Origin of the sequence: Pseudomonas sp. Sample_9 (assembly GCF_004307535.1) — a bacterium.
GTDB classification, from domain to species: Bacteria; Pseudomonadota; Gammaproteobacteria; order Pseudomonadales; family Pseudomonadaceae; genus Aquipseudomonas; species Aquipseudomonas mercuritolerans.
Map to the genome: position 1 here is coordinate 1 of NZ_RAZO01000467.1, position 12817 is coordinate 12817.

Annotated in this window: 9 protein-coding genes; 4 read left to right on the plus strand and 5 right to left on the minus strand. The window is 59.6% G+C overall.

The window, feature by feature from the left end:
* Nucleotides 1–307: 307 nt before the first annotated feature.
* Both hrpA and aceK read right to left on the minus strand, forming a co-directional pair.
* On the minus strand, nt 308–4219 hold the full coding sequence (gene hrpA, locus D6877_RS26745; RefSeq protein ID WP_130912645.1) for an ATP-dependent RNA helicase HrpA: 3912 nt from the start codon (nt 4217–4219) through the stop codon (nt 308–310).
* 139 nt (nt 4220–4358) lie between these two features.
* Nucleotides 4359–6080: a bifunctional isocitrate dehydrogenase kinase/phosphatase gene (gene aceK, locus D6877_RS26750; protein ID WP_130912646.1), complete on the minus strand. Its 1722-nt coding sequence runs from the start codon at nt 6078–6080 to the stop codon at nt 4359–4361.
* A gap of 213 nt (nt 6081–6293) precedes the next feature.
* Here aceK and D6877_RS26755 point away from each other — a divergent pair, with 213 nt between their 5' ends.
* The gene (locus D6877_RS26755) at nt 6294–7202 is read left to right on the plus strand and encodes a DMT family transporter (RefSeq protein ID WP_130912647.1); all 909 of its coding nucleotides are present in this window, start codon (nt 6294–6296) and stop codon (nt 7200–7202) included.
* A 113-nt stretch (nt 7203–7315) separates the two neighbouring features.
* Here D6877_RS26755 and D6877_RS26760 read toward each other — a convergent pair whose 3' ends face one another.
* Nucleotides 7316–8179: a DMT family transporter gene (locus D6877_RS26760; RefSeq protein WP_130912648.1), complete on the minus strand. Its 864-nt coding sequence runs from the start codon at nt 8177–8179 to the stop codon at nt 7316–7318.
* Between the two features lie 447 nt (nt 8180–8626).
* On the opposite strand from D6877_RS26760, the gene D6877_RS26765 reads away from it, so the two are divergent.
* Complete coding sequence (locus D6877_RS26765; RefSeq protein WP_130912649.1) at nt 8627–9172, plus strand: hypothetical protein; 546 nt, start codon at nt 8627–8629, stop codon at nt 9170–9172.
* A 35-nt stretch (nt 9173–9207) separates the two neighbouring features.
* A complete protein-coding gene (locus tag D6877_RS29465; protein WP_178083760.1) occupies nt 9208–9369 on the plus strand; it encodes a hypothetical protein in 162 nt (53 codons plus the stop codon).
* Between the two features lie 42 nt (nt 9370–9411).
* Here D6877_RS29465 and D6877_RS26770 read toward each other — a convergent pair whose 3' ends face one another.
* Nucleotides 9412–10350 (minus strand): aspartyl/asparaginyl beta-hydroxylase domain-containing protein, encoded by a 939-nt coding sequence (locus D6877_RS26770; RefSeq protein ID WP_110645014.1) that lies wholly within the window; start codon nt 10348–10350, stop codon nt 9412–9414.
* A gap of 184 nt (nt 10351–10534) precedes the next feature.
* On the minus strand, nt 10535–11509 hold the full coding sequence (gene cysK / locus D6877_RS26775; RefSeq protein ID WP_122505872.1) for a cysteine synthase A: 975 nt from the start codon (nt 11507–11509) through the stop codon (nt 10535–10537).
* Between the two features lie 141 nt (nt 11510–11650).
* Here cysK and D6877_RS26780 point away from each other — a divergent pair, with 141 nt between their 5' ends.
* Nucleotides 11651–12727, plus strand: coding sequence for a DUF748 domain-containing protein (locus tag D6877_RS26780; protein WP_056783605.1), 1077 nt, complete (start codon nt 11651–11653; stop codon nt 12725–12727).
* Nucleotides 12728–12817: the final 90 nt, after the last annotated feature.

Genomic DNA, 12817 nt, shown 5'->3' on the forward strand with positions numbered 1-12817 from the left:
ATCGTTTTATTCCGCAGCGCGACACGGCCGAAGGCTCTGGGTCGCGAAACGGCGGGTTATGGTGGCGAAGTTTGCCATAAACCCGAGGTTTTGGCGCCGTTCTCAAGCACAACTGCCATTCACTCCATGAACTCAACTCTGTGGCGAGGGGATTTATCCCCGTTCGACTGCGAAGCAGTCGCCAACCCACTACGCTCGGTATCTGATGAACCGAGGCGTAGGTTTTGGGGCGGCTTCGCCACCCAGCGGGGATAAATCCCCTCGCCACAAAGACCGCTTCCACAGGGGGATTGTGTATGGCTGCTGGTCAGGGCTCGACCTGGCTCCACTGTTTGCTCAGGCGCTTGTCGGAGATCGGCACTTTGGTGCCCAACTGTTGGGCGAACAGCGATACGCGGTATTCCTCCAGCCACCAGCGGTACAACTCCAGCTGCGGATCACGCTTGCCTTCCTGCGCATGTTTGGCCGCGCGGGCCTGATATTGCGCCCACAGGCCAGCGAGTTCGCCGCTCCAGACCCGATCCTTCTGCACCTGCGCACCGAGTTTCTCGAAACGCTGCTCGACCGCTTTCAGATAACGCGGCAACTCCTTGAGCCACTGCATCGGCGTTTCGCGGACGAAACCCGGATAGACCAGATTGCCGATCTGCTGCTTGATGTCGTTCAACGCCACCGCCTGGGCAAGATCGATCTTGCCCTTGAAGCGTTTTTGCAGACCGTGCCACATCTTCAGGATTTCCAGAGTCAGGCGCGCGACACGTTCGGCGTGCTCGGTCCAGTTGCCGCGTTTGCGCTCGGCCAATGCCGCCAACCCGGCGCCATCACGGGGCAATGGGTCTTCGCCTTCGAGAATGCAGCTGTCGAGGCTGGCCAGCAGAATGTCTTCGACCAGCGCATCGACCCGGCCCAGTTCGCGATACAACAGGCCCAGTTCAGTCTGCCCTGGCAACTTGCCGCGCAGGAACTTGGCCGGTTCGGCCAGTTGCTGCATCAACAAGCGCTGCAGGGCACGACGATGCTGGAATTCGGCTTCTGCCGGGGTCGAGAAGCGTCCCTCCTTGACCGTGCCGCCCTCTTCCACCAGCGCTGGATACACCGTCATCGACAGCCCGGCGATCTTCTGCTGGGTCTTTTCCGCCACCGGCGCAAATACTTTCGCCTCGACCGGTTGCTGACTTTTCGCACTCTGCGGCACCGCCAGCGCGGCCTGGCTGGCCTCGGCAAAGCGTGCGGTCAACTCAGCCAGATCGCGGCCTTCGCCAAGGAACTTGCCCTGTCCGTCGACGATTTCCAGGTTCATGCGCAGATGGCTTTCAACCTGCTGCGCCGCTTCCGCCCACGCCTCATCGCTGACCCGCGCGCCGGTCATGCGCAGCAGCTCGCGACCGAGCGCTTGCGGCAGCGAACCTTCGGCGAAAGTCATGCGCTGCAACGCGGCCTTGATGAAGTCCGGCACTGGCACGAAGTTCTTGCGCAGGGCCTTGGGCAGATTACGTACCAGCGCAATGCACTTGGCCTCGATCAGGCCCGGCACCAGCCACTCCAGACGCTCCGGCGGCAACATCGGCAGCAATGGCGCTGGCACGCGCAAGGTCACGCCGTCGCGCGGGTGATTGGGCTCGAAATGATAAGTCAGCGCCAGTTCCAGATCGCCGATGTGCAGGGTGTCCGGGTAATCACGGGCGGTGACTTCACTGGCCTCGCGAGCCAGTACGTCTTCTTCGCGCATGATCAGCAGCTGCGGGTCTTTCTGGCTGTTGACCTTGTACCAACTGTCGAAGGTCGCGGTCTGGTGGATTTCCGCCGGCAACCGCGCATCATAGAAGGCGTAGAGGGTTTCTTCGTCGGCGAGAATGTCGCGCCGGCGCGCCTTGGCCTCGAGTTCGTCGAGCTGCTCGAGCAGTTTCTGATTGGCGCTCAGGCATTTGGCCCGCGACTGAATCTCGCCGCGCACCAGGCCTTCGCGGATAAACAGTTCACGGGATACCACCGGATCGACCGGGCCGTAATGCACCGGCCGGCGACCGACGACGATCAGGCCGAACAGGGTGATCTGCTCGTAGGCGACGACCTGGCCGCGCTTCTTTTCCCAATGCGGTTCGAAGTGGTTTTTCTTGATCAGGTGCCCGGCCAGCGGTTCGATCCAGTCGGCGTCGATCTTGGCGACCATGCGCGCGTAGAGTTTGGTGGTTTCCACCAGCTCAGCGGTCATCAGCCACTGCGGGCGCTTCTTGCCGATGCCCGACGACGGATGAATCCAGAAGCGCCGTTGGCGGGCGCCGAGGTAATCGCCGTCTTCGGTTTTCTGGCCGATCTGGCTGAGCAATCCGACCAGCACCGCTTTGTGCAGCTTCGGATAATCCGCCGGCTCTTTGTTCAGGCTCAGCTGCATGTCGCGGCAGATCAGGCTCAACTGACGATGGGAATCACGCCACTCGCGCAGACGCAAATAGTTGAGGAAATTCTTCCGACACCAATTGCGCAGCGGGTTGGCAGTGAGCGCCTGGCGCTGCTCTTCGAAACCGCGCCACAGATTGACCAGGCCGGCGAAGTCGGAATCCGGATCCTTCCATTGCGCATGGGCCTGATCCGCCGCTTGCTGACGCTCCGGCGGACGCTCGCGCGGGTCCTGGATCGACATGGCGCTGGCGACGATCAGCACTTCCTGCAGGCTGCCGAGCTTCGCCGCCTCAAGCAGCATGCGGCCCATGCGCGGGTCGACCGGCAAGCGCGCCAACTGGCGACCGAGTGGTGTCAGCTGACTGTTGCGATCTACCGCCGACAGCTCTTGCAGCAGGTTGAAACCGTCGCTGATTGCCTTGCCGTCCGGCGGCTCGATAAACGGGAACGCGGTGATTTCACCGAGGCGCAGATGGAGCATCTGCAAAATAACGGCGGCGAGGTTGGTGCGCAGAATTTCCGGATCGGTAAATTCCGGGCGCCCAAGGAAGTCCTCTTCACTGTACAAACGCACGCAGATACCCGGCTCGACCCGCCCGCACCGACCTTTACGCTGATTGGCGCTGGCCTGGGAAATCGCTTCGATCGGCAAACGCTGGACCTTGGCCCGATAGCTGTAGCGGCTGATGCGCGCGGTGCCGCTGTCAATCACATAGCGAATGCCCGGCACGGTCAGCGAGGTTTCGGCGACGTTGGTCGCCAGCACCACGCGGCGGCCCGGGTGCGACTGGAAAATCCGCTGCTGTTCAGCCGGCGACAGGCGCGCGTACAGCGGCAGGATTTCGGTGTGCTTGAGCTGGGCCTTGCGCAGCATATCGGCGGCGTCGCGAATCTCGCGCTCGCCGGGCAGGAACACCAGCACATCGCCGGGGCTGCGTCGTTCGCTGCGCTCGTAGGCGGCGATTTCGTCGAGAGTGGCGAGAATCGCCTGATCGACGGTCAGGTCGTCCTCGACCCGGTTGCCCTCTTCGTCCTGCTCCAGGGTCAGCGGCCGGTACCAGGTTTCCACCGGGAAGGTACGGCCCGACACTTCGACAATTGGTGCGTCGTCGAAATGCTTGGAGAAGCGCTCCAGATCGATGGTCGCCGAAGTAATGATGACCTTCAGGTCGGGACGGCGTGGCAGCAGGGTTTTCAGATAGCCGAGGAGGAAATCGATGTTGAGGCTGCGTTCGTGGGCTTCGTCGACGATGATCGTGTCGTAGCGTTCCAGATAACGATCGTTCTGGGTTTCCGCCAGCAGAATGCCGTCGGTCATCAGTTTGATCAGGGTGTTGGCATCGCTCTGATCCTCGAAGCGCACCTGATAGCCGACCAGCGCACCGAGCGGCGTGCCGAGCTCTTCGGCGACACGGCTGGCGACACTGCGCGCGGCGATCCGACGCGGCTGGGTATGGCCGATCAGACCGTGCTGGCCGCGCCCGATTTCCAGACAGATCTTCGGCAACTGGGTGGTTTTGCCCGAGCCGGTTTCGCCGGCGATGATCAGCACCTGATGTTGCTCCAAGGCCTTTTTGATCTCGTCGCGCTTGGCCGCGATCGGCAAACTGTCGTCGTAACGAATCACCGGCAGGCTCGCGCGGCGCGCCAGCACCTGATCACAGGACGCCTGCATCCGCGCCACCCACTGGGCCAGTTTGGCCTCGTCGGGTTTCTTGCGCAGCTCAAGCAACTGCCGCCGCAGCCGGTGACGGTCGGCGAGCATGGCGTGATCGAGGTTTTTCAGCAGTTTGTCGATGGAGGGCGATTCGTCGGTCATCGGGTAGGCAATTCGGTCGTCTATTTATGCAGGGGGCGGATTGTCGCAGAAAAGCAGCTGCAAGCGCCAAGCTACAAGCCGCAAGTCACTGCGGCTTTCAACTTGCAGCTTGAAGCTTGCCACTTGCAGCTGCGTCTTGTTATTCGTTATCGCGGCCCTTGCGCCGGTAGGGGAAGACGTCGATGACCTTCCCCGCCCGAATCGCCTCCTGCAAGCCCTTCCAGTAATCGGCGTTGTACAACTCGCCATGCAATTGATCGAACAATTTCCGCTGCCCGGCATCGGCAAACAGGAACGGCGGAAACTCCTCGGGAAACACGTCCAGCGGGCCGATCGAGTACCACGGCTCGGAGGCCATTTCATCCTCCGGCGTGCGCGGTTGCGGGATGTGGCGGAAGTTGGCTTCGGTCAGGAAGCAGATTTCGTCGTAGTCGTAAAACACCACTCGCCCGTGACGGGTGACGCCGAAGTTTTTCAGCAGCATATCGCCGGGAAAAATATTCGCCGCCGCCAGTTGCTTGATCGCCAGGCCGTAATCCTCCAGCGCTTCACGTACCTGTGCGTCGTTGGCATTTTCCAGATAAAGATTGAGCGGAGTCATCCGGCGTTCGGTCCAGCAGTGGCGGATCAGCACGGTTTCGCCTTCGACCGACACCGTCGACGGCGCCACTTCAAGCAGCTCTTCGAGGCACGCCGGATCGAACTTGCTCAGCGGAAAACGAAAATCGGCAAATTCCTGGGTATCGGCCATACGCCCGACCCGATCGACGCTTTTCACCAGTCGATACTTTTCGATCACCGTTGCCCGGTCGACGTTCTTCGACGGTGAGAAACGGTCCTTGATGATTTTGAATACGGTGTTGAAACCCGGCAGGGTGAACACGCTCATGACCATGCCGCGCACGCCTGGGGCCATGATGAACTGATCGTCAGTGTTGGCCAGGTGATTGATCAGCGCGCGGTAAAACTCCGATTTGCCGTGCTTGTAGAAGCCGATCGAGGTGTACAGCTCGGCGATGTGCTTGCCCGGCAGAATGCGTCGCAGAAAACCGATGAACTCCGCCGGCACCGGCACATCGACCATGAAATACGAGCGAGTAAACGAGAAGATGATCGACACATCGGCTTCGTCGGTGATCAACGCATCGATCTGAATGCCCCGACCTTCGCGGTGCAACAGCGGAATCACCAACGGCCATTGCTCGTCACGGGTGTAGATGCGTCCGACCAGATACGCGCCCTTGTTGCGGTAGAGCACCGAGGAAAACAGCTCGACGCTTAGCTCCGGGTCCTTGCACACCCAGTCCGGCAGGTTCTCGCGCAATTGCGCTTCGAGCCGCAGCAGGTCGCCAGGCAAATCGGCGTAATCTTCGCTGAAGCGGTAGTCGGCGAAGATACTGGCGAGCATGGCGGACAACTGGCCCTGCGGCTTGTACGTGCGGGTTTGCGCAGCGCGGGCCCGGCGCAGGCTCGGGCGCGTGGTGTGGATGAACATGCAGCCGTCGCTGATCAAGTCGTGGCTGAACAGCCCGCAGAAAATCGAGTTGTACCAGGTTTCGGACAGCTCATCGTCGAAGCGCAGGTCGATCACACTGATGTAGGCGCTTTTCACCAGCGGCCAGCAGCTGACGTTCATCAGCGTTTCTTCGTCGAAATACTCGCGCAGCCGAGCAACGGTTTCGCCGACCTTTTCTTCGTACAGATTGATCCGCGCCGCCGAGGCGGCCTGTGCCTCCTGCCAGCGCGCCTGTTCGAAACGCTCACGCGCGCCGTCGGTGATGCGGCGGAAATGCTCGCGGTAATCGTCGAAGCCGGCGAGGATCATCCGGGCGATCTCGGTGGCTGGCCATTGCTGCGACATAAATGAACCTCGGCGGGAAATCGATTCGTTTGAGCTTAGTCACGGAACCGTCCGCAGGAAAAGCGCAATTTCTGCCAAAACCGATACCGGGGCGACCGCTGACAAGGTTTCTCGTGCCGATGCATCGGCAAGCAGAATTAAAAGCCCGAATAGCGGTTGCCATGATCCGGACGCTCGGCAACACTCTCGTCCCGATCAAGCAAGGAGCCCGCCGTGAGCCCTGTCGATATTTTCCGCATGTTGTCGCTGGCCGCTATCTGGGGCGCGAGTTTTCTGTTCATGCGCATCATTGCCCCGGTGATCGGCACGATCCCCACCGGGTTCTTTCGCGTGTCGATCGCGGCGGCCGGTCTGCTGGTGATCCTTGGGCTGATGCGCATCAGCTGGGACTTCAAGGGCAAGCTGAAAACCGTGATGCTGCTTGGCGTGATCAACTCGGGGATTCCGGCGACGCTGTATTCGGTGGCGGCGCAAGTATTGCCGGCCGGCTATTCGGCGATCTTCAACGCCACGACGCCAATGATGGGCGTGTTGATTGGCGGTTTGTTCTTCAGCGAAAAGCTCACGGCGGCCAAGCTCAGCGGCGTGTTCCTCGGTCTGTTCGGCGTCGGTGTGCTGACGCGTGCCGGTCCCGTAGCCTTCGATCTGCAACTGCTGATGGGCGCGGTCGCCTGCCTGCTGGCGACCACTTGCTACGGCTTTGCCGGTTTCCTCGCGCGGCGCTGGCTGGATCAGGCCGGTGGGCTGGACAGCCGTTTGTCGGCATTGGGCAGCATGCTCGGGGCGACATTGTTTTTGCTGCCGTTGTTCGCCTACAGCACCATCACTGCGCCGCCGGTCAGCTGGGGCGGCTGGCAGGTCTGGCTGTCGCTGCTCGGCCTGGGCCTGGGTTGCACGGCGTTTGCCTACATCATCTATTTCCGCCTGCTCAGCTCGATCGGCCCGGTGAAATCGATGACCGTGACCTTCATGATCCCGCCGTTCGGCGTGTTGTGGGGGGCGTTGTTGCTGGATGAGCCATTGTCGATGGCGCACATTTATGGCGGAGTGTTGATTGCGGCGGCGTTGTGGCTGGTGTTGAAGCCGGCGGTGGTTAAGCCTGCAAACGCGTCAGTCCGTTAGATTTTCTGCCGCAGATATTCGCGAGCAGGCTCGCTCCCACAGAAAAATACATTTCAATGTGGGAGCGAGCCTGCTCGCGAAAGGCGGCGCAACAAGCGCCACCTGCCTATCGGCTATCCGGTTTTACGGAACACAAATACCAATCCAACAATGATCAGCAACATCCCCAGCACACTCAACGCCGCCAGCCGATTGCCGAAAATCAGGTAATCCATCACCGCCGTCACCGCCGGCACCAGATAGAACAGGCTGGTGACGTTCACCAGATTTCCCCGCGCAATCAGCCGATACAGCAACAGCGTCGCCAGCACTGAAACCACCAGGCCCATCCATAACACCGGGACAATAAAGCCTGCGCTGTGCTCGAAGTGAAACGGCTGGAACGGTACGAAAAACGCGCACAGCATCAGCCCGGCCAGGTACTGCACTGGTAGCGTACCCAATGGATTTTCGGTGATGCGTTTTTGCATGATCGAGCCGAGCGTCATGCTCGCCAGCGCCAGCAAACCGAACAGCATGCCGGCCCAGGACATTCCGGCCAGACCGATGCCCTGGTAAACCACCATGACCAGCCCGGCCAGGCCCAGCGCCAGGCCGAACAGGCGGCTCGCCGAACGCTGCCGTTCCATCAAGACCACGGTGAGGATCGGCTGAACGCCCATGATCGTCGCCATTACCCCCGGCGTGACTTTGCAATCCAGCGCCAGCAGATAAAAGATCTGATAGGCCCCGAGCAACACCAGTCCCGTGGCGATCGCGAACAGCATCGGCTTGCCACCCTTGGGCAACTTCAATCTCAGCAGCGGCGCCAGCAAGACCAGCCCGCACAGGGCGATGGCGAAGCGAATCAGCAGAAAGGCAAAGGGCGAAGCATGGGCCAGGCCCCACTTGGAGAAAATCGCCCCGCTGCTCCACAGCAGAACGAACAGGCTCGTGGACGCCGCCGCGAGCGCGGATTGTTTCGAAAGGACAAACATGAATACCACCTGTAGTCAGGCAAGAAGCCAACTCAGCCGAAGCTGAAATTCAGTAGGTTTTTCTGGCGGGCGCGGGGGCAGCAGCAACTGCCGATCAGCCCCGAACGCCAACGCCCGGCGGCGATACGACTGCGCACACCGGCGTGCTACTGACAGGTGGAGGGTAATGACTGATCTGCACAGGCTGCTGATTCCCGCACGGCACGACGCCAGCGTTGACCGCTGAATCGACTACTGCGTTGATGAGGGATGCAGGCATGAATGCTGATCTTTATTGAGGAAATTAACTCGCGAGCCAGGCGGCTCGCGGGGGCTGACTATAACCAGCCCGGGACACAGATTGCAATGACTTGGGCAATGGGCCGGTAGCGACAGTGCGGCGTCGGGTGATTAGGGTAAATGGCGGTGGCAACGGGTTGTCAGGAGACATGGAATGCAAGAGATCACATGCCAAGGGAACGGACGTATTTGCGGTATCAGGTTTATCGGTCAGAGGCGAGGAAGCGGGCCGCTTCGCACATTGCCGGCTTACAAGGCCAACTCAAGGCGGCCGACGCTTCGATTATGGATGTATCCCTGATTCGATTCGAACCGATAAACAAGCATGCGCTTCATGCTTTTGAGCTATGGGAAGAACCATGCTTTTTCTGGCATGAAGTCATCGCGTGGAAATCACGTGAACCACGCGCACTGGACATCTCTATCTGGTTCGACGGGCAGCTCTGCGGCCTGTGTTTTGCGAACCCGAACAATAGTCGACGAAGATTACGAGTTGTGAGACTGGAAGGGCGCCCTGGCGGAACACATCCTTTGAAAAATCGGATAGGACTACTAGCGATGATGGTAATTGAGCAATACGCGCATTTCGTTGGCTGCGATGTTATCGAAATACAAGAGCCGCTGGACGGTGCGATACCCGTTTATCAGAAGCTGGGTTTCAGCTACGACATCGAAGGCCGCCTTGTCAAAACCTTGGAGAATCCAGTACTGTGAAAACCAATCAATTACTGATCGAACCGGGAGGCGACATGAAAAAAGCGAAACAGAGACCTCCCGAAGCGCTGGTCAGATCGCTGAAAACCAAAAGACTGGCTGATCACGAATTGACCGCTAATCAACGGCGTCTGTTGCAACTGCTGATCACCGGTATCGAAGATGAGCCCTCGGTGCTGGCCGCTGGCCGATTGTGAAAAACCGCTCCTGGGGAGCGGTTTTTTATTTCTGAGCCAGCGTCAACCAAACAACCAATACCCCAGCAACGTCAGCACCAGCACCGCCAGCACCGGGCGCATTACCCTGTAGGCCTTGGGATGGCGGCGCTTCCACTGCTTGACCACGCCGCTGAAACGGTCGCTGAAGTTCTTGCTCCAGGCATAGGCCTGGTTGATGCCGCCAACGCGTTCGTCGTCCAGATTCTGCGGCGCGGTGGCGCGGCCGAGCCAGCCGCTGATGAAGCGGTTGATCCCGGTCATCAGGCGGTTGCTCAGCGGGCGTTCGATGTCACAGAACAGAATCACTCGAGTCTGAGCGGTTTCATTCTTGACCCAGTGCACGTAAGTCTCGTCGAACATCACGTCATCGCCGTCGCGCCAGGCATAGACCTGACCGTCGACGAAGATCCGGCAATCGTCGGAGTTGGGTGTCGACAGGCCGAGGTGATAACGCAGGGAGCCGGCGAACGGGTCACGGTGCGGATTGAGGTGACTGCCGCCCGGCAGCAGCGCGAACATCGCGCCCTTGACGTTGGGTATGGCACTGACCAGCGCCACGGTTTTCGGGCACAGGGCTTCGGCCGATGGCAGCGGTTTGTCGTACCACTTCAGATAGAAACGCTTCCAGCCCTTCTTGAAAAACGAACCGAAACCAGCATCGTTGTTCTTCTCGGCGGCGCGAATGTAGCCTTCGTCGAACAAGTGCATGGCTTCGTCGCGAATGGTTTCCCAGTTGTCGCGCAGTACATCCAGCTCCGGAAACTTGCTGCGATCCAGATACGGTCTGGATGGCACTGCGGAAAACAGGTACATCAACGCGTTGTACGGAGCGAACAGTGCGGAGTGGTTGACGAACTGGCGCAATACCGGCAAACGCGCCTTGCCGCGCAAATGCACATAGAGCGTGCTGCCCAGAAACAGCAACAGCACAAACGCCTTGGCGGCAAACGAAACGGTCATCAACGACTCCTTGAATAAAGACAACGCTGCGCAATGCCCTTTTCCCGGCATGGCAGCCGGCCATGATAAACACTACCGGCTCCGGGAAAAACCCGCCTGACACAAGATTCAGTGTTAAGCATTACGCAACAAAGCCTTTATTAACATGCGGCGCCTGAACCCTGGCTGACATGGATCAACAGGCTTACTGCTGGTTCTCCTGCTCGGTAAACAGGTCACTGAACAGCATGCTCGACAGGTAACGCTCACCCGAATCCGGCAGCACCACGACGATGGTTTTGCCCTGCATCTCTGGTTTCTCCGCCAGACGCACCGCCACCGCCATGGCAGCACCACAGGAAATGCCGCACAAAATCCCCTCTTCCTGCATCAGGCGCAAAGCCATGGCCTTGGATTCTTCATCGGTCACCTGCTCGACGCGATCGACCATCGACAGATCAAGGTTCTTCGGCACAAAACCGGCACCGATGCCCTGAATCTTGTGCGGGCTCGGCTTGATTTCGGCACCGGCCAGAGCCTGGGTGATGACGGGCGAAGACGCTGGCTCGACGGCCACCGACAGAATCGGTTTCCCGGCGGTGTTCTTGATATACCGCGAGACACCGGTAATGGTTCCACCGGTACCTACGCCAGCCACCAGCACATCCACGGCGCCGTCGGTGTCGTTCCAGATTTCCGGGCCGGTGGTCTTCTCATGAATCGCCGGGTTGGCCGGGTTATCGAACTGCGCCGGCATGAAGTATTTATCGGCATCGCTGGCGACGATTTCCGCAGCTTTCTCGATGGCGCCCTTCATGCCCTTGGCCGGCTCGGTCAATACCAGTTCCGCGCCCAAGGCTTTCAGAACCTTGCGGCGCTCGATGCTCATCGACGCCGGCATGGTCAGCATCAATTTATAGCCACGCGCAGCGGCAACGAAGGCCAGACCGATACCGGTATTACCTGAAGTCGGCTCGACAATGGTCATGCCTGGCTTGAGTTTGCCGCTGCTTTCGGCGTCCCAGATCATGTTGGCGCCGATCCGGCATTTGACCGAGTAACCGGGATTGCGCCCCTCGATCTTGGCGAGGATGGTGACCCCGCGCGGCGCGATGCGGTTGATCTGGACCAGCGGCGTATTACCGATGGAATGGGCGTTGTCAGCGTAAATACGGCTCATGGCTGGGTCCTTATGCAGCGTTGAATTCAGCCTTCCAAGGTAAGCCCGTTGCCGATCACAGTCCAGTCGGGTCGAACGTCTGCAAACGCGCGGAGTCAATCGCTTTGAATCGTCAAGCCACACTCTTGAAGGAACAATGGCATGAAACGTCGTTACAGCTGGCCGCTCTGGACCCTGGCGGGTGTCGTGGTGCTGCTGGTCGCCCTGCATTTCGCCCTGCCCTATCTGGTACGCGACTACCTCAATGACAAGCTCGCGGACATGGGCGATTACCGTGGCCAGATCACCGATGTCGACCTCGCGCTGTGGCGCGGCGCCTACAAAATCAATGGCCTGAAAATCGTCAAGGTCGATGGCAAGGTGCCGGTGCCGTTCGTCGATGCGCCGTTGATCGATCTGTCGGTGAGCTGGCATTCGTTGTGGTACGACCATGCCGTGGTCGCGCAGGTGCAATTTCTCAACCCCGAAATCAACTTTGTCGACGGTGGCCCCAACAAACAGAACTCGCAGACCGGTCAGGGCACCGACTGGCGTGAGCAGTTGGGCAAGCTGCTGCCGATCACCCTCGATGAAGTGCAGATCAACGACGGCCGTATCACCTTCCGCAACTTCAACTCCAAGCCGCCGGTGAACATGAACGCCAGCAACGTCAACGCCAGCATCTACAACCTGACCAATGTGGTCGACAAGGAAGGCAAGCGCGACGCGCGCTTTGAAGGCAAGGCGTTGCTCCTAGGCCACGCGCCACTTGAAACCACCGCCACCTTCGATCCACTGAGCAACTTCGAAGACTTCGAATTCCGCCTGCGCGCCCGTGACATCGAGCTCAAACGCATGAACGACTTTGCCGCCGCCTACGGCAAATTCGACTTCAACGCCGGCCACGGCGATGTGGTCATCGAAGCCAAGGCAGAGAAAGCCCGACTCACCGGCTACATCAAACCCCTGCTGCGCGACGTCGACGTATTCAACTGGCAGCAAGACGTCGAAAACAAGAACAAAGGCCTGTTCCGCTCAATCTGGGAAGCATTGGTCGGCGGCACCGAGACCGTGCTGAAGAACCAGAACAAAAACCAGTTCGCCACTCGCGTCGAACTCAGCGGCAATGTTCACCAGCAGAACGTCAACGCCTTCGAAGCGTTTTTGCAGATTTTGCGCAATGGCTTCATCCAGGCATTCAATGCGCGATATGAGCGGCCGAAGCCGGATGAGGGTTAATTTTTGCGGTTGACAAAATATTCGGCCATCCGCCAAGACTGAGTCAACATGTGACGCTCCATTCAGAGACTGAATAAGCCGTCTGCGTTC

Excerpts from the sequence above, each read along its gene's own strand:
- hrpA (WP_130912645.1), bottom strand. The coding sequence starts at position 4,219 with ATGACCGACGAATCGCCCTCCATCGACAAACTGCTGAAAAACCTCGAT.
- aceK (WP_130912646.1), bottom strand. The coding sequence starts at position 6,080 with ATGTCGCAGCAATGGCCAGCCACCGAGATCGCCCGGATGATCCTCGCC.
- D6877_RS26760 (WP_130912648.1), bottom strand. The coding sequence starts at position 8,179 with ATGTTTGTCCTTTCGAAACAATCCGCGCTCGCGGCGGCGTCCACGAGC.
- D6877_RS26765 (WP_130912649.1), top strand. The coding sequence starts at position 8,627 with ATGCCAAGGGAACGGACGTATTTGCGGTATCAGGTTTATCGGTCAGAG.
- D6877_RS29465 (WP_178083760.1), top strand. The coding sequence starts at position 9,208 with ATGAAAAAAGCGAAACAGAGACCTCCCGAAGCGCTGGTCAGATCGCTG.
- D6877_RS26770 (WP_110645014.1), bottom strand. The coding sequence starts at position 10,350 with ATGACCGTTTCGTTTGCCGCCAAGGCGTTTGTGCTGTTGCTGTTTCTG.
- cysK (WP_122505872.1), bottom strand. The coding sequence starts at position 11,509 with ATGAGCCGTATTTACGCTGACAACGCCCATTCCATCGGTAATACGCCG.
- D6877_RS26780 (WP_056783605.1), top strand. The coding sequence starts at position 11,651 with ATGAAACGTCGTTACAGCTGGCCGCTCTGGACCCTGGCGGGTGTCGTG.